This window comes from Sphingomonas spermidinifaciens (assembly GCF_002351485.1).
In the GTDB taxonomy this organism is placed as follows: domain Bacteria; phylum Pseudomonadota; class Alphaproteobacteria; order Sphingomonadales; family Sphingomonadaceae; genus Sphingomonas; species Sphingomonas spermidinifaciens.
The window spans coordinates 171,741-189,226 of sequence record NZ_NWMW01000001.1 but is presented as its reverse complement, the minus strand read 5'-3'; the positions used below and the strand labels follow the sequence as shown (position 1 = coordinate 189,226).

Genomic DNA, 17,486 nt, shown 5'->3' with positions numbered 1-17,486 from the left:
AAAAGTCCTGCACCGGGGCGCAACGCCCCTGCACGAAGCATGTCAGCCGATCAAGCCGGCGAGGCTGCGCCAGAGGCCGAATGCGCCGAGATCGTTGATCGTCACGAGCAGCATCAGCGCCAGCAGCGCTGCGACACCGCCCCGAAACGCCCATTCGAGCACCTGCGGATCGACGGGGCGACGGCGCACCGCCTCGATCGCATAGAAAAGCAGGTGGCCACCATCGAGCGTCGGCACTGGCAAGAGGTTAATGAACCCCAAGTTAATCGAGATGAGCGCAATCAGGCCGATGAACTCGGGGAGGCCAAGGCTGAGCTGCTGGCCCGACACTTGCGCGATGCGCAGCGGCCCGCCGAGTTCGTCGACCGAGCGGCGTCCCGTCACAATCTGGCCGATGGTATCGACCATCATCCCGACGATCTCGCCGGTACGCTCGACGCCGATGAGCGGCGCCTCGATCAGGCCGATCGGCTCGCGCACGGGCGCGGCGGGGCCGATACCGAGGCGACCGATGCGATAGTCGTTGCCGAAGCGATCACGCTCGCGCCGCTCGCCGATCGTCACGGCCAGCGTCTGCGACGCGCCGCCCCGGTCGATAACGATCTCGATCCGTTCGCCGGGACGCAGCCGCGCAAAGCCGGCAATATCGTCAAAGGTATCGACGCCTCGACCGCCCAGCGCCGTCAACCGGTCGCCCGGCAGCAGTCCTGCGGTGGCGGCGGCGCTACCCGGCTCGACAATGCCGACCACCGGCGGCGTCCGGCTGACGCCGTAAGCATAGGCGAAGCCGCCGAGGATCAGGATTGCCAGCAGGAAGTTGATCGCCGGTCCCGCCGCGACGATGATCGCGCGCTGCCAGACCGGCTTCGACTGAAAGGTCCGGGCGCGCTGTTCAGGCGGGAGCGACAGCCATTCGGCGCTGGGCTGGCTCGCGGGGCTCATGTCACCGGCGAAGCGGACATATCCGCCGAGCGGCAGCCAGCCGAATTTCCAGCGCGTGCCGCGGCGGTCGGTGAAGCCCGCGATCTCGCGCCCGAAACCGATCGAGAAGGCCTCGGCCTTTACCCCGAACCAGCGACCGGCGAGATAATGCCCCATCTCGTGTACGAAGACGAGCGGACCGATCACCCCGACAAAGGCCAGCAGCGTGAACAGGAAACCGGGGTTCTCGATCAAGCGACGCGATCCTTTACCCGCTCGGCCGCGATACGCCGCGCCTCGCCATCGACCGCCAGTACCGCATCGACATCGTGCGCCGCGGGCGGATCATATGCATCGAGCGTATCGGCAACGATTGCGGCAATTTCGAGGAAGCCGCAACGCCGCTTGAGGAATGCCTCGACCGCGACCTCGTTCGCGGCATTGAGGATTGCGGGCCGTGCGCCCCCTGCCCCCAACGCCGTCCGCGCGAGCGCGAGCGCGGGGAAGCGAACCGGATCGGGTGCCTCGAACTCCAGCCGGCCCAGCTTGACGAGGTCGAGCGGCGTCAACGGCGTCGCCATCCGGTCGGGCCACGCGAGCGTGTGCGCAATCGGCACGCGCATATCGCTGGGGCCAATCTGCGCCAGCATCGATCCGTCGACATACTCGACCAGCGAATGGATCGCCGATTGCGGATGAACGACGATGCCGATGGCGTCGGGATCGACGGGGAACAGCCGCGCCGCCTCGATCAGCTCGAGCCCCTTGTTCATCATCGTCGCCGAATCAACGCTGATCTTGGCGCCCATCGACCAATTTGGATGCGCGACCGCCTGTTCGGGTGTCACCGCCGCCATTTCAGCGAGGCTCCAGGCGCGGAACGGGCCGCCGCTGGCAGTCAGGATCAGGCGGCGCACGCCGGCAGGGCGGTCACCCGCCAGGCACTGGAAGATCGCGTTGTGCTCGCTGTCGGCGGGGAGCAGCGTCGCGCCGCTCGCCTTCGCCGCGGCGAGGATGATCTCGCCGGCGGAAACGAGCGGCTCCTTGTTGGCGATGACGACGGTGCCGCCGCCCTCGATCGCGGCCAGCGTGGGGCCGAGCCCGGCGCAGCCGACGATCGCACTCATCGTCCAGTCGGCACCGCTTTGCGCCGCATCGCAGACCGCCTGTCGCCCGCCGGCGACGCGCGTGGACGTGCCGGCCAATGCCTCCGCCAGGGTGGGCAGGCAGCTTTCGTCGGCGACGACCGCCAGCTCGGCACGGGTCCGCCGCGCCGCCTCGGCCAACCGGGGGACGTCGCAATTGGCGGTGAGTGCGACCACGCGGAAACGATCGGGCTCGCGTTCGATCAGGTCGAGCGTCGAGGTGCCGATCGAGCCGGTCGCGCCGAGGATCGTCACCGTCCTCATGACGCGGCACTCCCCAGCGCGATCACCATCAGCGCGGCGAGCGGCGCGACGGGGACGATGCCGTCAAGCCGGTCGAGCATGCCGCCATGGCCCGGCAGCAGCGTCCCCGAGTCCTTGATCCCCGCCCGCCGCTTGAGCCAACTCTCGTAAAGGTCGCCGAGCGCCGAAACGACCGCGAGCACCGGCGTCATCGCCGCCAGCCACGGTGACAGGCCGTACTGCGCCATGATGAAACCCAGCACCGCCGCGGCGACCAGGCCACCGATCAAGCCCGACCATGTCTTGTTGGGGCTGATCGACGGCGCAAGACGTGGGCCGCCGACCGACCGACCGACAAAGAAGGCGGCGGTGTCGCACGCCCAGACGAGGCCCATCGCCCAGAGCGACAGAAACAGCCCGTCAGGGATAGACCGCAGCAGCAGCAGCGCCAGCGCCGGCAGCGCGACATAGAGGATACCGCCCGCCAGCGCCCGGCGGCCCGTTACCGCGCCGACGAAGAACGCCGCCCCAACGACAAGACCGAGCGAGAAGAAGGACGGACCGCTGGCGATCGGCGCCATGATCGCGAGTGGAACCGAGATCGCCAGCTGGCCGAGGCGTTTTTGCCGGGGGGTGGCCGCGAACATCGTCGACCACTCGCTCATCATCACGAGCGCGCCGATGACAACGACCAGCCAGAAGATGAAGCCGCCCCACCAGAGCGCGCAAAATGCGAGGGCGAGCAGGCTGAAGCCCACCGCAAGCCGCTGGTTCAGGTTCGCCTTTCGCCGCGCCCTGTCATCCGCCACCACGGGATCGCTGGGCGTCACAGGCCACCGAAACGCCGCTGGCGGCGCGAAAAGCTCTCGATCGCGGCGGCCAGCGTGTCTCCGTTAAAATCGGGCCAGAGCGTGTCGACGAACAGCAACTCGGCATAGGCTGCCTGCCAGAGGAGGAAGTTCGACAATCGCTGCTCGCCCGAGGTGCGGATGAGAAGGTCGAGCGGCGGCAGCTCGGCAGTGGTCAGCTCTGCCTCGATCCGCGCCTCGTCGATCTCTGCCGGGTCGAGCGCGCCGTCGCGCGCGGCAGCGGCGAGGCGGCGGGCGGCGGCGGCAATCTCCGCCTGCGCGCCATAGTTGAGCGCGATCACCAGGATCGGACCGGTATTTGCCGCCGTCCGCGCGATCGCATCGTCGATCATGCTAACAAGGTCGGGCGACAGCACGCGATAGTCGCCGATGACGCGCAGCCGTACATTGTCGGCGACCAGCGTCGCGATCTCGGCGCGCAGGAAATGGCGGAGCAGGCCCATCAGGTCCTGCACTTCCTCGGCCGGACGGCGCCAGTTCTCCGAGGAGAAGGCGTAGAGCGTCAGTACCTCGAGCCCCAGGTCGCGAGCGGCGCGGGCGACGCGGCGCACCGCCTCCACCCCCTGCTTGTGCCCGGCGGCGCGCGGCAGGCGACGGGCCTTGGCCCAGCGACCGTTGCCGTCCATGATGATCGCGACATGGCGCGGCCGGTCACCGGCCAGCGCCGAGGGATCGAGCTGCGTCGCCATTACCGCGCCCGTCCGCCGTGTTGCCCCACCGCCGGCATCACTTGCCGAGGATTTCCTTTTCCTTGGCCGCGGCGGCCGCGTCGATGTCCGCGATCGTGGCGTCGGTCAGCTTCTGCACCTCGGTCTCGTGGCGCTTGCGCTCGTCCTCCGAATAGACGCCCTTCTTCTCGTCGGTCTTGAGCGCGTCCATCCCGTCGCGGCGGACGTTGCGGACGGCGACGCGCGCCTTCTCGGCATATTGCCCGGCGAGCTTGGCGAGTTCTTTGCGACGCTCCTCGGTCAGGTCGGGGATCGGCAGGCGCAGCGTCTGGCCGTCGTTGATCGGATTGAGGCCGAGCCCCGCCGACCGGATCGCCTTCTCGACGGGGCCAACGTTCGACTTGTCCCAGACCTGCACCGACAGCATCCGGGGTTCGGGCGCCGAAACAGTCGCGACCTGGACCAGCGGCATGTGCGCACCGTAGACCTCGACGGTCACCGGATCGAGCAGCGAGGTCGAGGCGCGGCCGGTGCGAAGGCCCGACAGATCCCCCTTCAGCGACTCGACGGCCCCCGCCATGCGGCGTTCGAGATCGGCCTTGTCATATGCGGCCATGATCGGCTCTCCTTATGCTTGTGGCTTGCGGACAATGGTCGCGGTCCCTTCGCCGCCCACGACCGCGGCAAGGTTGCCCTCGTCGCGGATCGAGAAGACGACGATGGGAATGTCGCTGTCGCGGCAGAGCGCAACGGCACTGGCGTCCATTACCTTCAGATTATCGGCGAGCACGCGGTCATAGCTAAGCTCGTCATAGCGCCTGGCGGTCGGCACCTTCTTGGGATCGGCGTCATACACGCCATCGACGCTGGTGCCCTTGAACAGCGCATCGCAGCCCATTTCGGCTGCGCGCAGCGCCGCGGTGGTATCGGTCGTAAAGAACGGCAGGCCGGTGCCCGCCGCGAACAGCACCACGCGGCCCTTTTCCATGTGCCGCTGCGCGCGGCGGCGGATATAGGGCTCGCACACGCTCGCCATCGGGATCGCCGACTGGACGCGGGTGTCGACGCCCGCCTTTTCGAGCGCGTTCTGCATCGCCAGCGCGTTCATGACGGTCGCGAGCATGCCCATATAGTCGGCCGACGCGCGGTCGAACCCCTGGGCGGCGCCCGCGAGGCCCCGAAAGATGTTGCCGCCGCCGACGACCATGCAGAGCTCGACCCCGCTGTCGACGATCGCCTTCACCTCGCTGGCGACGCGGTCACAGGTTTCGGGATCGATGCCATACTGGCCCTGGCCCATCAGGACCTCGCCCGAGAGCTTCAGAAGGATGCGCTTGAAGGTGGGGCGGCTCATAGGTCCCGCTCGATTGGATGAAGGGGGCAGCAAAACGGCGCGGACCTTAGGAGCCCCGCGCCGTGATGCCAACCTATTACGCCCTTCCCCGCAGGGGGCAAGGGCGGAACGGCTTCAGTTCTTCGTAAGGCCCGCGGTCGCGGCGACTTCGGCGGCGAAGTCGCTCTCTTCTTTCTCGATGCCCTCGCCCAGCTGGAAGCGGACATAGTCAACGAGCTTGATCGACGTGCCTGCGTCCTTCCCCGCCTTGGCGATGACGTCGCCAACGGGGGTCTTGCCGTCCATGACGAACGCCTGGGTGAGGAGCGCGTTCTCCTTCTTGAACTTCTCGATCGGCCCGTTGAGGATCTTCTGCGCGACCTCATCCGACTTGCCGACGATCTTCTCGGCGTTCTTCTCGCGCAGGATCGCGGCCTCGCGCTCGACGACCTCGGGGTCGAGGTCCTCGGCGGTCAGCGCCAGCGGGAAGGCCGCGGCGACATGCATCGCGATCTGCTTGCCCAGGGGCTCGAGCACGTCGACGCCCGCATCCGACTCGAGCGCGACGAGCACGCCGATCTTGCCGAGGCCGGGAGCGGCGGCGTTGTGGACATAGGGGATCACCGCGCCCTGCGTGACCGACACCGCCTTTGCGCGGCGCAGCACCTGGTTCTCGCCGATCGTCGAGATGTTGTTGGTCAGCACTTCCTCGACGGTGCCGCCCGCCGGCATCTGCGCGGCCTTGAGCGCGTCGATGCTGTCGCCCTGCTCGAGCGCGATCGCGGTCACGTTGCGGACGAAATCCTGGAAGATCTCGTTCTTGGCGACGAAGTCGGTCTGCGAGTTGACCTCGACCGCCACGCCCTTGGTGCCGGCGACCGCGACGCCGACCAGCCCCTCGGCCGCGGTGCGGCTCGACTTCTTCGCAGCGGCGGCGAGGCCCTTGGTGCGCAGCCAGTCGACCGCGGCTTCCATGTCGCCACTCGTCTCGGCCAGCGCCATCTTGCAATCCATCATGCCGGCGCCCGAACGCTCGCGCAGTTCCTTGACGGCAGCTGCCGTGATCTCGGCCATGTCGATTTCCTTCTTAAAATGCGGGCGGGGTCAGTGCGAATGCCCTGCCCCGCCCGAATGACAGTTCGGTGACGCGGGCGATGTCGCCGCGTCGTGTCAGGCGATCAGGCCTCGGCGGGCGCTTCCTCCGTCAGGGCGGGCTCGGCCGGCGGCTCAGCCATCGAGCCGAAGTCCTGGCTCTGCATGGCGGCCTGGTTGTTGCCGCGGGTCGCGGCGATCGCCATCGCCTCGCAATAGAGGCGGATCGCGCGGCTCGCGTCGTCGTTCGCGGGCACCGGGAAGGCGATGCCGTCGGGCGAGACGTTCGAATCGAGGATCGCGACGACGGGAATGCCGAGCGTGTTGGCTTCCTTGATCGCCAGCTCTTCCTTGTTCGCATCGATCACGAACATGATGTCGGGAATGCCGCCCAGATCGCGGATGCCGCCGAGGCTGAGCTCGAGCTTGTCGCGCTCGCGCGTCAGGTTGAGCACTTCCTTCTTGGTGAGGCCGTGCGTGTCGCCCGACAGCTGCTCCTCGAGCGTCTTGAGGCGCTTGATCGAGCCCGAGATGGTCTTCCAGTTGGTGAGCATGCCGCCCAGCCAGCGATGGTTGACGAAGTGCTGGCCCGACTTGCGCGCCGCCTCGGCGATCGGCTCCTGCGCCTGGCGCTTGGTGCCGACGAACAGCACCTTGCCGCCGCCAGCGACGGTCGACGACACGAAATCGAGCGCGCGCGCGAACAGCGGCACGGTCTGCGACAGGTCGAGGATGTGGACGCCGTTGCGCTCACCGAAGATGTACGGCTTCATCTTGGGGTTCCAGCGGTGGGTCTGGTGGCCAAAATGCGCGCCCGACTCGATCAGCTGGCTCATGGTGACGACAGGTGCCGCCATAGGGATATCTCCTTCCGGTTAGTCCTCTGGGAAGCGAGCGACCCTCGACACACCTGAAAGGCGGCGTCGGGCACCGGGTTATGAGCTTCCCATGCGGGTTGAGCGGCGGCGCTTAGCCTAGCGCGAGATCAAGATCAACACTTGACATGCAGAACGCAATAGGAACATATGGCGTTCACAACGGGACCGTGGAACCGGTCCGTCGCAAAGATGTTGATAAGTCACACTTTGTTAACCGCGATTTGTGGTCCGGGAGTGAGTCAGGTGGTCGCTATCCTCGCCTTTGTTCTGTTCGCGTTCGCCGCCGCCGTCGCCATCGGTGTTATCGTGATGACCGTGGCGCCCTATCACGCCCGTATTGTCTGCTTGCTGACACACGGGACGCAAACCCGGCTGGCGGCGCTGCCACCGCTGCCCTCGCGCGGTGAGACGCGGGCTATTCCCCGGCTGACGGCTTTGCCGGCGCACCTGCGCGCAGCCGCCTGACCCGCGCATAGCCGGCGATGCTGAACGGGATGGTCGCGAGGTAGCCGAGGCAGATGACGCTGAGCGTCTGCCACGGCGCCGACACCACCGCCGCGGCGAAGATCACGACGACGGCCAGTGCTTCGAACCGGACGCGCCGGCGCAGGCGCATCGAGGACCAGGAAAAGGTCGCCAGACTCGACACCATCAGGAAAGCAGTGAACGCCACCCACGGCGCCACGACCCAAGGCGAGCGGAAGATCGCCTCTTCAGTCCAGAACCAGAGATACATCGGCAGCATGGCGAGGCCGGCGCCCGCAGGCGCGGGCACGCCGGTCAGGAAGCCGGCCGACTTGTGCGGCTGATCCGCGACATCGATATTGGCGTTGAACCGCGCGAGGCGAAGCGCGCAGAACACGGCATAGATCAGCGCCGCCAGCCAGCCGATGCGCGGAATGCCCATCAACGACCAGAGATAGACGATCAGTGCGGGCGACACGCCGAAGCTGATCGCATCGGACAGGCTGTCGAGCTCGGCCCCGAAGCGGCTCTCGCCGCGCACCAGCCGGGCGATGCGCCCGTCGATCCCGTCGAGCGCGCCGGCCAGCAGCACCATCAGCACCGCCCGCTCCCAGTCACCCGCGATCGCGAAGCGGATACCGGTCAATCCCGAACACAGCGCCATCGCCGTGACGGCGTTGGGCGCGATCGCGCGGAGCGGCAGGCCGCGGCGCGGGCGGCGGGGGCGAAGGCCCATTATTGTGCGACGCCCGTCGGCGCGCCGGCTCCCTGCCGCCCGATGATCGTCTCGCCGGCGATGCTGCGCTGGCCGAGCACCACCTGCGGCGCGTAACCCGCGGGGAGGAACACATCGACGCGGCTGCCGAAGCGAATGAGGCCGATCCGCTGACCCGCGACCACCATGTCACCCGGCTTTACGAAGGCGAGGATGCGACGCGCGACGAGGCCGGCGATCTGGGTGAAGCCGAAGCGGGTGCCGTCGGGTGCCTCGACAACGATATGCTGGCGCTCATTCTCGTCCGACGCCTTGTCGAGGTCGGCGTTGACGAACTTGCCGGAGATATAGACGACCTGCCGGATCGTGCCGGTGACGGGCGTGCGATTGATGTGCACGTCGAACACGCTCATGAAGATCGACACGCGCGTGAGCGGCCCCTCGCCCAGCCCCTGCGGCCCGGCGAGCTCGGGCGGGAGCGGCACCTGCTGGATCATCGTGACCAGTCCGTCGGCGGGCGCAACGATCAGGCCCGGCCCCTGCGGCGTCACGCGCACCGGATCGCGGAAAAACGCCGCGACCCAGATCGTCAGCCCAATCAACGGCCATGCCCAGAACCAGCCGCCCCACCAGAGCGCGAGCAGCGAGATCGCACCGGCGATCAGGACATACTTACGGCCCTCGGGATGGACGGCGGGGAAGCGCCACTTGACGGTCGAGGTGGCGATCGGCGGCTTTTCGAGTGATGGCATCGCCCGGGTCTACCCATCGCCGCCCGGGGTTACAATCAATTGTGGCAATATCGTGCGCGCAAAGCCGATGGCCCCGCGGTTGATCCCGCAGCCGTCGCGCCCTAGGGAGCGCCGCAACCCTCCCTCAGGACACAAGCGAGACGTTGATGGCGAAGATCAAGGTGAAGACGCCCGTCGTGGAGATCGACGGCGACGAGATGACCCGGATCATCTGGGCGTGGATCCGCGAGCGCCTGATCCTCCCCTATCTCGACATCGACCTCGAATATTACGACCTTGCCGTCGAGAAGCGCGACGAGACCGACGACAAGATCACCGTCGATTCAGCCAAGGCGATCCAGAAGTACGGCGTCGGCGTGAAGTGCGCGACGATCACCCCCGACGAGCAGCGCGTCGAGGAGTTCGGCCTCAAGAAGATGTGGAAGTCGCCGAACGGCACGATCCGCAACATCCTGGGCGGCGTCGTCTTTCGCGAGCCGATCGTCATCAAGAACGTCCCCCGCCTCGTCCCCGGCTGGACGCACCCGATCGTCGTCGGCCGCCACGCGTTCGGCGACCAGTATCGCGCGACCGACTATCGCGTGCCGGGGCCGGGCAAGCTGCGCCTCGTCTTCGAGGGCGATGACGGCACCGTGATCGACGAGGAGGTGTTCAAGTTCCCCTCGGCCGGCGTCGCGATGGCGATGTACAACCTTGACGATTCGATCCGCGACTTCGCGCGCGCCAGCCTGAACTACGGCCTCGGTCGCGGCTGGCCGGTGTATCTCTCGACCAAGAACACGATCATGAAGGCCTATGACGGGCGCTTCAAGGACATCTTCCAGGAAGTGTTCGAGACCGAATTCGCGCCGCAGTTCAAGGAAGCGGGCATCGAATATCAGCACCGCCTGATCGACGACATGGTGGCGAGCGCGCTCAAGTGGCACGGCGAGTTCGTGTGGGCGTGCAAGAATTACGACGGTGACGTCCAGTCGGACACGGTGGCGCAGGGCTTCGGCTCGCTCGGCCTCATGACGTCGGTGCTGATGACCCCCGACGGCAAGACGATCGAGGCAGAGGCGGCGCACGGCACCGTCACTCGCCACTATCGCCAGCACCAGCAGGGCAAGGCGACGTCGACCAACCCGATCGCGTCGATCTTCGCCTGGACCGGCGGCCTCAAGTATCGCGGCAAGTTCGACGGCACGCCCGACGTGACCCGCTTCGCCGAGACGCTGGAGCGCGTCTGCGTCGAGACGGTCGAAGGGGGCGCGATGACCAAGGATCTGGCGATCCTGATCGGCCCGGACCAGCCCTGGATGACGACCGAGCAGTTCTTCGAGGCGATCCGCGTGAACCTTGAGACGGCAATGGGCGAGTGGAAGTAAGCTACTGCCGTTGACGGTTTGAAGGGGGCGCTCCGGGGGACCGGGGCGCCCTTTTCCTTCATGGGTGGACCCGGCTGCCGCGGCTGTCCGGTTCGGTCACCGTCATGCTGGTCGGCAAGGCCTTGGCGATTGCGCTCGTCACTTACAGCGTGGCGTTGGTGACGGGCGTGTGGCTCCTGTTGATCCTCACCACCATCGCGATCTGGCGGTTCGCCAGGAAGAATGCCAACGAGATCGGTGAGGTTACTTTCACGGCGGCCGACAACTAGGCGCTTACATCTCCCCCCGCGCCTTACGGATCGCGTACCATTTCGCCACATTGGCGTTGTGCTCGGCCAGCGTGTTCGCGAAGACGTGCCCGCCCTTCCCGTCCGCGACGAAATAGAGCGCCGGCGACGCCGCCGGGTCGAGCACCGCGTCGATGCTCTTGCGGCCGGGATTGGCGATCGGCCCTTCGGGGAGGCCCGCCATCGCATAGGTGTTGTAGCCGTTGACTGCATTGACCTCCGACCGGAGGATTCGGCGGCCGAGGGGGCGACCTTTGGTCAGCGGATAGATGATCGTCGGGTCGGCCTGTAGCCGCATCCCCTGGCGCAGGCGGTTCGAATAGACCGCCGCGACGGTGCGACGCTCGGCCTCGACCGCGGTTTCCTTCTCGACGATCGAGGCAAGGATCAGTGCCTCGCGCGGGGTCGATACGGCGATGCCGGGTTTCCGGCGCTTCCAAGCCTCGGCGAGGTAGCGGTCCATCGCGCGCTGCATCCGGGCAAGCACTGCCGCACGGGTTTCGCCGCGCTCGTAGCTGTAGCTGTCGGGCAGCACCGATCCTTCGGCGGGCACGCCGACTTTCCCCGTCAACTCGGGCGCGCGCATCAGCGCCTCCTGAACCAGCACCGAGGGCAGTCCCTCGGGCACCGGCACGAAGCGCTGGAGGGTCTTGCCGCCCTGCATCAGCTTGAGAAGATCGGCCTGGCTGATCCCCGCAGGCAGCGGATATTCGCCCGCGCGGATCGGGTCGGAGCCACCGAACAGCTTGGCAAACAGCACGAAACGGCTGGCCGAACCGATCGCCCCGGCCTTCTCCAGTTCCTCGGCGGCGCGCGTCAGGCTGGCGCCCTGCGGCACGACGACGCTGGTATTTGCGGCAAGCGGCCCCTTGCCGCCCCAGCTCTGCATCACCCCGAACAAGGCCGCGATCGCGGCGAGGCCGAGGATCAGGCCGAGGCAGCCGAGCCGCTTCATCGTTTCGGGCTCAATCGACCGCCTTCATGACGAGCGAGGCGTTGGTGCCGCCGAACCCGAACGAGTTGTTGAGGATCGCGCGCACCTTGCGCTCCTTGGCGACGTGCGGGACCAGGTCGACGCCCACACAATTCTCGCTCGGATTGTCGAGGTTGAGCGTCGGCGGCACGATCCCGTCGCGCATCGCCAGGATGCAGAAGATCGATTCGACCGCACCCGCGCCGCCCAGAAGGTGGCCGATCGCCGACTTGGTCGAGCTCATCGACATGCCCTCCAGCGCCGGGCCGAACAGCCGGCGGACCGCGCCCAGCTCCAGCTCGTCGCCGAGCGGGGTCGAGGTGCCGTGCGCGTTGACGTAATCGATGTCGGCCAGGGCGAGCCCCGACTTGCGCATCGCCATTTCCATGCTGCGATAGGCGCCCGATCCCTCGGGATGCGGAGCGGTCACGTGATAGGCATCACCCGACAGGCCATAGCCGATCACCTCGGCATAGATCTTGGCACCGCGCGCCTTGGCCCGCTCATATTCCTCGAGCACGACCACGCCCGCGCCCTCGCCCATCACGAAGCCGTCGCGATCGCGATCATAGGGCCGGCTCGCCTTTTCGGGGGTGTCATTAAAGGCAGTCGACAGCGCCCGCGCCTGGGCAAAGCCCGCGATACCGATCGGGCAGATTGCGCCCTCCGCGCCGCCCGCCAGCATCACATCTGCATCGTCCATCGCGATCATTCGCGCGGCGTCGCCGATCGAGTGCGCGCCGGTCGAACAGGCGGTGACGACCGCGTGGTTCGGCCCCATCAGGCCATACTTGATCGACACCTGACCCGAGATCAGGTTGATGAGGCGGCCGTGGACGAAGTGCGGGCTGACACGGGCAGGCCCCTTGCGGTCGAGCACCAGCGACTCGCTCTCGATCCCCGGCAGGCCGCCGATGCCGGCCCCGATCGAGCAGCCGGCGCGATACCGCTCCTCCTCGCTCATGTCGGTGAGCCCCGCGTCCTCGAGCGCCTGGCCGGCGGCGTCGATACCGAAGACGATAAAGGGATCGACCTGACGCTGGACCTTGTGATCGACGCGCTTGTAGGCATCGAAGCCGTATTCGTGGTCTGCGGGCTTCACCTCGCAGGCGATGCGGCACTTGTAATCGGTGGCATCAAAGCGCGTGATCGGGCCGGCGCCGGACTTGCCGGCAATCAGATTCTTCCACGCGGTCTCGACCTCGGCGCCGAGCGGCGTGACGAGACCGAGGCCAGTGACGACGACGCGGCGCATGCGAAACTCTCCGTCCATCGGCCCCGCCCATGGGGGCCATCCTTCTTGATCGCGCGGATCCCTGATGACGTGACGGAACCCGCTCGCGACATGGCGATCAAGGGGTTGCCGGACGTGCTGTCAAGCGCCGCGCAAAAACAAACGGCTCCCCGCCCGGCCCCAAGGGCACGGGCGGAGAGCCGCGAACGTCCTCAACGAGACCGGCTCAACTCAGCCCTTGTGCTCGTCGATATAGGTGATCGCGTCCTTGACGGTCGTGATCTTCTCCGCGGCATCGTCGGGAATCTCGACGCCGAACTCTTCCTCGAACGCCATGACGAGCTCGACGATGTCGAGGCTGTCGGCGCCCAGATCGTCGATGAAGCTGGCGTCCTCGGTCACCTTCTCGGCCTCGACGCCCAGATTTTCGACGACGATCTTCTTCACGCGATCGGCGGTGTCGCTCATTCCCAATTCCTCTTTACGGGGTATCTGTCGATTAGCTGAACGCCCTAGAGCGCGGCGCTTCGCCTTGCAAGTGGGTGGCGGCGGGTTGCTTCACAGCATCGCCATGCCGCCGTTGACGTGAAGCGTCTGGCCGGTGACGTAGCCGGCCTCGCGGCTGGCGAGATAGACGACGGCGGCACCGATATCCTCGCCGGTGCCAAGGTCGCCCGCGGGGATACGGCCGAGGAGCGCGGCCTTCTGCGCCTCCGGCAGCACGTCGGTCATCGCCGATCGGATGAACCCGGGCGCGACGCAGTTGACGGTGATGTTGCGGCTGGCGAGCTCCTGCGCCAGCGCCTTCGACATGCCGACCAGCCCCGCCTTTGAGGCGGCGTAGTTGGCCTGGCCCGGGTTGCCCGTCGCGCCGACGACCGAGGTGATCGAGACGATCCGGCCGAAGCGCGCCTTCATCATCGGCCGCGCAGCGGCGCGGGCAAGGCGGAACGCGGCCTCCAGGTTGACGCGGATCACGCTATCCCACTCCTCGTCCTTCATCCGCATGGCGAGGTTGTCGCGCGTCACGCCGGCATTGTTGACAAGGATATCGAGCCGCCCGCCCAGCGCCTCGACCGCCTGCGGCACGAGCGCATCGACGGCATCGCCGTCGGAGAGGTTGCAGGGCAGCGCGACATGATCGCCGCCAAGATTCTGTCGAAAGCTTTCCAGCTTCTCTGCATTCGAGCCGGACACGGCGAGGCGCGCGCCCTGCCCTGCGAGCGCCCTCGCGATCGCCGAGCCAATCCCGCCCGATGCGCCGGTGACGAGGGCGGTCATGCCTGTGAGGTCGAACATGTTGGTCATCCTTTGTTTTGTTCGCGCAGAGGCGCCGAAGCAGCAGCCCCAAGGCGATGACGGGTCAGGTGCAGATATATAGGCAGTTGGCTGACATGGACGCTTGCGAGATGCTCGCCCGATCGGACCTCAACGGGCTCGCGCTTGCTGATGGGAAACCGATGCGGAAAGCGACGCCGCAGGCGATCCATCGAACTCGACCCCGATCCCAGCGACAAAAGTCGTCCGGCGATCACGGCTTCACCGAAATTCTTGGGCAGGCCCGGCCCGGGATCGCGATGACTCCGGAAAGCCGCATCGACGACATCCCGCGTGATCCGGTCGATCTCCTCCATCGCGACCCCTCTGCGCCTCCGCGCCTCGAACCAGCATCAAATCGCCTTCAGCAGCGCCTCGATGTCGTCCATCGTGATGACGCTCGTGGTGGTCGCATCGGGGGCGGTGCGCTTGACCATGGGAGCGAGAACCTTGCCGCCGAGTTCGACATAGTCGGTGACGCCCGCCGCCCACATCGCCGAGACGCTTTCGCGCCAGCGGACCATGCCCGTCACCTGCTCGACCAGCAGCGCGCGGATGACGGCCGGGTCGGCGGCGGGGGCGGCGGTGACGTTGGCGTAGACGGGGACGAGCGGCGCCTGCATAGGAGCGTCCGCCAGCGCCGCCGCCATGACGTCGGCGGCGGGCTGCATCAGCGGGCAGTGGAAGGGGGCCGAGACGGGGAGCAGCACCGCCCGCTTGGCACCGTGGTCCTTTGCTATCGCGACCGCGCGCTCGATCGCAGTGCGGGCGCCGGAGATGACGACCTGCCCGGGATCGTTGTCATTGGCGACGGTGCAAACCTCGCCCTCGGCCGCCGCGTCGGCGATCGCCTGCGCCTTGTCGCGGTCGGCGCCGAGCAGGGCGGCCATCGCCCCCTGGCCCACCGGCACCGCCGCCTGCATCGCCTGCCCCCGCTGCTTGAGCAGCCGCGCCGTGGTCGAAAGATCGAGTGCACCCGCCGCGCAAAGGGCCGAATATTCGCCGAGCGAATGGCCAGCGACATAATCGGCCTTTTCGGCCAGCCGCACCCCGCCTTCGCTCTCGAGCACGCGCAGCACTGCGATCGCGTTTGCCATAATCGCGGGCTGGGCGTTTTCGGTCAGCGTGAGGTCGCTTTCCGGTCCCTCGGTCATCAGGCGATAGAGATGCTGCCCCAGCGCCTCGTCCACCTCGCCGAAGACCTCGCGGGCGTGGGGGCTGGCCTCGGCCAGCGCGCGGCCCATGCCGACCGACTGGCTGCCCTGGCCCGGAAAGATGAACGCGCGCATCGCTGGCTCCCGCTTGGATTGGAAGCGCCCGCGCCTACGCCCGAACACCGAAAGCTTTCAAGTCCCGCCGGGGTTGCGACAATCTGTGACCCTTTCGTTCTCCTGGCGCGATAGGTCTGCGACACGGCGGATCCAGATTGGCTTCATCGAAATCGAGCCAGAGGAGATGAAGATGTTCAAGAAGCTGATGCTCGCCGGTGTCGCCGCCTCGATAATCGCGGCTCCCACCATGGCCAGCGCCGCGCCGCAGGGCTACCGCGTTGTCAAGGAGCGCCCGAACCGCACCGTCGTGGTCCAGCGTGGCCCCGGCTATCGCGAGCGGACAGTGATCCGGCACAACGACGCCCGCCGGTTCAACGCCCGCAACTGGCAGCGCGGCCAGCGCTTCGATCGCCGCTATGCCGCCAACTATCGTCAGATCGACTATCGCACCTATCGCGGCCGCGGCCTCTATGCGCCGCCCCGCGGGTACCAGTGGGTGCAGTCGGGCAACGACGCGGTGCTGGTGGCACTGGCGAGCGGCCTGATCGGCGCGGTTATCGGCGGTGTGATCCGGTAAGCCTTGCGTTTCGGCCCCATCTGTGATGTAGGCCCGTCAACCGGGGTGGAAGGGTTCGCCTTTCCGCCCCGGCTTTGCATTTCGGACGACAGCCGGAGGGGCCGCGCGATGGGCGCACGGTCAGCGATCGGCCAAGACAGGACAGAAGACATGGCTCTTTACGAGCACGTCTTCCTCGCCCGCCAGGATCTGGCGCAGGCGCAGGTGGATGCATTGGCGGAAAACGCCACCAAGATCGTCGAATCGATGGAAGGCAAGGTCGTCAAGACCGAGACCTGGGGCCTGCGCAGCCTCGCCTATCGCATCGCCAAGAACCGCAAGGCGCACTACGTGATGCTCGAGATCGACGCTCCGGGTGAGGTCGTCGCGGAGCTGGAGCGCCAGACCCAGATCAACGAAGACGTGATCCGCTACATGACCGTCCGCGTCGACGGCCATGAGGCCGGCCCGACCGTCATGATGCGCAAGGGCGACCGCGAGCGTCGCCGCGACCGTGACGACCGCGGTGACCGCGGCCCCCGCCGCGAGCGTGAGGAAGGGGAGAACAACTGATGGCCCGCCCGTTTTTCCGCCGTCGCAAGAGCTGCCCCTTCTCGGCCAAGGACGCGCCGCGCATCGACTATAAGGACGTGCGCCTGCTCCAGGGTTTCGTGTCGGAGCGCGGCAAGATCGTGCCCTCGCGCATCACCAGCGTGTCGGCCAAGAAGCAGCGCGAACTGGCCCAAGCCATCAAGCGCGCGCGCCATCTGGGCCTGCTGCCCTACGTCGTGAAGTAAGGAGCGGATCCTATGCAAGTCATCCTGCTTGAGCGTGTCGAGAAGCTCGGCCGCATCGGCGACGTGGTCACGGTGAAGGACGGGTTCGCCCGCAACTTCCTGCTGCCGCGCAAGAAGGCGCTGCGCGCCAACGACGCCAACCGCCGCGTGTTCGAGGCGAACCGCGAGCGGCTCGAGGCCGAGAACGCCGCGCGCCGCACCGATGCCGAAGGTGAGGCCAAGAGCCTTGACGGCGTGTCGGTCACGCTGATCCGCCAGGCGTCGAACGTCGGCCAGCTCTACGGCTCGGTCGCGGTCCGCGATCTGGTCGATGCGCTCGTCGCCGACGGGCACAAGGTCAACAAGAGCCAGGTCGTGCTCGACAAGCCGATCAAGTCGATCGGCCTTCACGAGGTGCGCGTCGCGCTGCACCCCGAGGTGTCGGTGACGGTCAAGGTCAACGTCGCGCGTTCGCCCGAAGAGGCGGACATGCAGGCGCAGGGCGTGGACGTCATGTCGGCGATGTTCGAGAAGGAAGAGAGCGGCTTCATCGAAGAGCGCGATCCCAATCTCGAAGCCGGCGAGATCGCTCGCGAGCCGAGCGACAGCGAAGAAGCCTGAGGC

22 protein-coding genes are annotated in these 17,486 nt (G+C 67.1%); 6 read left to right on the top strand and 16 right to left on the bottom strand.

Annotated features, from left to right (window positions below):
- Positions 1–42: 42 nt before the first annotated feature.
- From COC42_RS00900 to COC42_RS00855, 10 genes are all read right to left on the bottom strand, one after another.
- Positions 43–1,176 carry a M50 family metallopeptidase gene (locus tag COC42_RS00900; RefSeq protein WP_096341422.1) on the bottom strand — a complete coding sequence of 378 codons (1,134 nt, stop codon included), beginning with the start codon at positions 1,174–1,176 and terminating at the stop codon, positions 43–45.
- Positions 1,173–2,330, bottom strand: coding sequence for a 1-deoxy-D-xylulose-5-phosphate reductoisomerase (locus COC42_RS00895; RefSeq protein ID WP_096341421.1), 1,158 nt, complete (start codon positions 2,328–2,330; stop codon positions 1,173–1,175). Before COC42_RS00895 ends, COC42_RS00900 begins: the two co-directional genes overlap by 4 nt.
- Positions 2,327–3,118, bottom strand: coding sequence for a phosphatidate cytidylyltransferase (locus tag COC42_RS00890; protein ID WP_096342997.1), 792 nt, complete (start codon positions 3,116–3,118; stop codon positions 2,327–2,329). The genes COC42_RS00895 and COC42_RS00890 overlap by 4 nt, the downstream gene beginning before the upstream one ends.
- A 17-nt stretch (positions 3,119–3,135) precedes the next feature.
- Positions 3,136–3,867, bottom strand: coding sequence for an isoprenyl transferase (locus tag COC42_RS00885; protein ID WP_096341420.1), 732 nt, complete (start codon positions 3,865–3,867; stop codon positions 3,136–3,138).
- A gap of 37 nt (positions 3,868–3,904) precedes the next feature.
- The gene (frr, locus tag COC42_RS00880) at positions 3,905–4,462 is read right to left on the bottom strand and encodes a ribosome recycling factor (protein ID WP_096341419.1); all 558 of its coding nucleotides are present in this window, start codon (positions 4,460–4,462) and stop codon (positions 3,905–3,907) included.
- 12 nt (positions 4,463–4,474) lie between these two features.
- A complete protein-coding gene (gene pyrH / locus COC42_RS00875; protein ID WP_096341418.1) occupies positions 4,475–5,200 on the bottom strand; it encodes a UMP kinase in 726 nt (241 codons plus the stop codon).
- A 114-nt stretch (positions 5,201–5,314) separates the two neighbouring features.
- Positions 5,315–6,253, bottom strand: a complete 939-nt coding sequence (gene tsf / locus COC42_RS00870) for a translation elongation factor Ts (RefSeq protein WP_096341417.1) — start codon at positions 6,251–6,253, stop codon at positions 5,315–5,317.
- Positions 6,254–6,357: 104 nt separating this feature from the next.
- Positions 6,358–7,128, bottom strand: coding sequence for a 30S ribosomal protein S2 (gene rpsB / locus COC42_RS00865; RefSeq protein ID WP_096341416.1), 771 nt, complete (start codon positions 7,126–7,128; stop codon positions 6,358–6,360).
- Positions 7,129–7,564: 436 nt separating this feature from the next.
- A complete protein-coding gene (locus COC42_RS00860) occupies positions 7,565–8,350 on the bottom strand; it encodes a CDP-alcohol phosphatidyltransferase family protein (protein ID WP_096341415.1) in 786 nt (261 codons plus the stop codon).
- Positions 8,350–9,081, bottom strand: a complete 732-nt coding sequence (locus tag COC42_RS00855; RefSeq protein ID WP_096341414.1) for a phosphatidylserine decarboxylase — start codon at positions 9,079–9,081, stop codon at positions 8,350–8,352. The genes COC42_RS00860 and COC42_RS00855 overlap by 1 nt, the downstream gene beginning before the upstream one ends.
- 146 nt (positions 9,082–9,227) lie before the next feature.
- Here COC42_RS00855 and COC42_RS00850 point away from each other — a divergent pair, with 146 nt between their 5' ends.
- Positions 9,228–10,448: an NADP-dependent isocitrate dehydrogenase gene (locus COC42_RS00850; RefSeq protein ID WP_096341413.1), complete on the top strand. Its 1,221-nt coding sequence runs from the start codon at positions 9,228–9,230 to the stop codon at positions 10,446–10,448.
- A 104-nt stretch (positions 10,449–10,552) separates the two neighbouring features.
- Positions 10,553–10,717 (top strand): hypothetical protein, encoded by a 165-nt coding sequence (locus COC42_RS17555; protein WP_176484523.1) that lies wholly within the window; start codon positions 10,553–10,555, stop codon positions 10,715–10,717.
- A 4-nt stretch (positions 10,718–10,721) separates the two neighbouring features.
- Here COC42_RS17555 and mltG read toward each other — a convergent pair whose 3' ends face one another.
- The 6 genes from mltG to fabD form a co-directional block, all read right to left on the bottom strand.
- Positions 10,722–11,690, bottom strand: coding sequence for an endolytic transglycosylase MltG (gene mltG, locus COC42_RS00845; protein ID WP_096341412.1), 969 nt, complete (start codon positions 11,688–11,690; stop codon positions 10,722–10,724).
- 10 nt (positions 11,691–11,700) lie between these two features.
- Complete coding sequence (gene fabF / locus COC42_RS00840; protein WP_096342996.1) at positions 11,701–12,963, bottom strand: beta-ketoacyl-ACP synthase II; 1,263 nt, start codon at positions 12,961–12,963, stop codon at positions 11,701–11,703.
- A 210-nt stretch (positions 12,964–13,173) separates the two neighbouring features.
- Complete coding sequence (locus COC42_RS00835) at positions 13,174–13,410, bottom strand: acyl carrier protein (RefSeq protein ID WP_096341411.1); 237 nt, start codon at positions 13,408–13,410, stop codon at positions 13,174–13,176.
- A 90-nt stretch (positions 13,411–13,500) separates the two neighbouring features.
- On the bottom strand, positions 13,501–14,241 hold the full coding sequence (gene fabG / locus COC42_RS00830) for a 3-oxoacyl-[acyl-carrier-protein] reductase (RefSeq protein WP_096342995.1): 741 nt from the start codon (positions 14,239–14,241) through the stop codon (positions 13,501–13,503).
- 5 nt (positions 14,242–14,246) lie between these two features.
- Complete coding sequence (locus COC42_RS00825) at positions 14,247–14,576, bottom strand: hypothetical protein (RefSeq protein ID WP_096341410.1); 330 nt, start codon at positions 14,574–14,576, stop codon at positions 14,247–14,249.
- 36 nt (positions 14,577–14,612) lie between these two features.
- Positions 14,613–15,548 carry an ACP S-malonyltransferase gene (gene fabD, locus COC42_RS00820; RefSeq protein ID WP_096341409.1) on the bottom strand — a complete coding sequence of 312 codons (936 nt, stop codon included), beginning with the start codon at positions 15,546–15,548 and terminating at the stop codon, positions 14,613–14,615.
- Between the two features lie 172 nt (positions 15,549–15,720).
- On the opposite strand from fabD, the gene COC42_RS00815 reads away from it, so the two are divergent.
- The 4 genes from COC42_RS00815 to rplI all read left to right on the top strand — a co-directional run bounded on the left by COC42_RS00815 (position 15,721) and on the right by rplI (position 17,483).
- Entirely contained in the window at positions 15,721–16,107 is a 387-nt protein-coding gene (locus COC42_RS00815; RefSeq protein ID WP_096342994.1) for an RcnB family protein, read from the top strand.
- A 150-nt stretch (positions 16,108–16,257) separates the two neighbouring features.
- Positions 16,258–16,659 (top strand): 30S ribosomal protein S6, encoded by a 402-nt coding sequence (rpsF, locus tag COC42_RS00810; RefSeq protein ID WP_096341408.1) that lies wholly within the window; start codon positions 16,258–16,260, stop codon positions 16,657–16,659.
- Entirely contained in the window at positions 16,659–16,883 is a 225-nt protein-coding gene (rpsR, locus tag COC42_RS00805) for a 30S ribosomal protein S18 (protein ID WP_007403456.1), read from the top strand. The genes rpsF and rpsR overlap by 1 nt, the downstream gene beginning before the upstream one ends.
- A 12-nt stretch (positions 16,884–16,895) precedes the next feature.
- Positions 16,896–17,483 carry a 50S ribosomal protein L9 gene (gene rplI / locus COC42_RS00800; RefSeq protein WP_096341407.1) on the top strand — a complete coding sequence of 196 codons (588 nt, stop codon included), beginning with the start codon at positions 16,896–16,898 and terminating at the stop codon, positions 17,481–17,483.
- Positions 17,484–17,486 lie beyond the last annotated feature (3 nt).

What these genes read in the sequence shown, in the direction of transcription:
- rpsR (WP_007403456.1), top strand. Translation starts at nt 16,659, where the DNA reads ATGGCCCGCCCGTTTTTCCGCCGTCGCAAGAGCTGCCCCTTCTCGGCC.
- fabD (WP_096341409.1), bottom strand. Translation starts at nt 15,548, where the DNA reads ATGCGCGCGTTCATCTTTCCGGGCCAGGGCAGCCAGTCGGTCGGCATG.
- COC42_RS00825 (WP_096341410.1), bottom strand. Translation starts at nt 14,576, where the DNA reads ATGGAGGAGATCGACCGGATCACGCGGGATGTCGTCGATGCGGCTTTC.
- rpsF (WP_096341408.1), top strand. Translation starts at nt 16,258, where the DNA reads ATGGCTCTTTACGAGCACGTCTTCCTCGCCCGCCAGGATCTGGCGCAG.
- COC42_RS17555 (WP_176484523.1), top strand. Translation starts at nt 10,553, where the DNA reads ATGCTGGTCGGCAAGGCCTTGGCGATTGCGCTCGTCACTTACAGCGTG.
- COC42_RS00815 (WP_096342994.1), top strand. Translation starts at nt 15,721, where the DNA reads ATGTTCAAGAAGCTGATGCTCGCCGGTGTCGCCGCCTCGATAATCGCG.
- COC42_RS00850 (WP_096341413.1), top strand. Translation starts at nt 9,228, where the DNA reads ATGGCGAAGATCAAGGTGAAGACGCCCGTCGTGGAGATCGACGGCGAC.
- COC42_RS00855 (WP_096341414.1), bottom strand. Translation starts at nt 9,081, where the DNA reads ATGCCATCACTCGAAAAGCCGCCGATCGCCACCTCGACCGTCAAGTGG.
- mltG (WP_096341412.1), bottom strand. Translation starts at nt 11,690, where the DNA reads ATGAAGCGGCTCGGCTGCCTCGGCCTGATCCTCGGCCTCGCCGCGATC.
- rplI (WP_096341407.1), top strand. Translation starts at nt 16,896, where the DNA reads ATGCAAGTCATCCTGCTTGAGCGTGTCGAGAAGCTCGGCCGCATCGGC.
- COC42_RS00895 (WP_096341421.1), bottom strand. Translation starts at nt 2,330, where the DNA reads ATGAGGACGGTGACGATCCTCGGCGCGACCGGCTCGATCGGCACCTCG.
- tsf (WP_096341417.1), bottom strand. Translation starts at nt 6,253, where the DNA reads ATGGCCGAGATCACGGCAGCTGCCGTCAAGGAACTGCGCGAGCGTTCG.
- COC42_RS00885 (WP_096341420.1), bottom strand. Translation starts at nt 3,867, where the DNA reads ATGGCGACGCAGCTCGATCCCTCGGCGCTGGCCGGTGACCGGCCGCGC.
- COC42_RS00835 (WP_096341411.1), bottom strand. Translation starts at nt 13,410, where the DNA reads ATGAGCGACACCGCCGATCGCGTGAAGAAGATCGTCGTCGAAAATCTG.
- frr (WP_096341419.1), bottom strand. Translation starts at nt 4,462, where the DNA reads ATGGCCGCATATGACAAGGCCGATCTCGAACGCCGCATGGCGGGGGCC.
- fabG (WP_096342995.1), bottom strand. Translation starts at nt 14,241, where the DNA reads ATGTTCGACCTCACAGGCATGACCGCCCTCGTCACCGGCGCATCGGGC.
- pyrH (WP_096341418.1), bottom strand. Translation starts at nt 5,200, where the DNA reads ATGAGCCGCCCCACCTTCAAGCGCATCCTTCTGAAGCTCTCGGGCGAG.
- COC42_RS00860 (WP_096341415.1), bottom strand. Translation starts at nt 8,350, where the DNA reads ATGGGCCTTCGCCCCCGCCGCCCGCGCCGCGGCCTGCCGCTCCGCGCG.
- fabF (WP_096342996.1), bottom strand. Translation starts at nt 12,963, where the DNA reads ATGCGCCGCGTCGTCGTCACTGGCCTCGGTCTCGTCACGCCGCTCGGC.
- rpsB (WP_096341416.1), bottom strand. Translation starts at nt 7,128, where the DNA reads ATGGCGGCACCTGTCGTCACCATGAGCCAGCTGATCGAGTCGGGCGCG.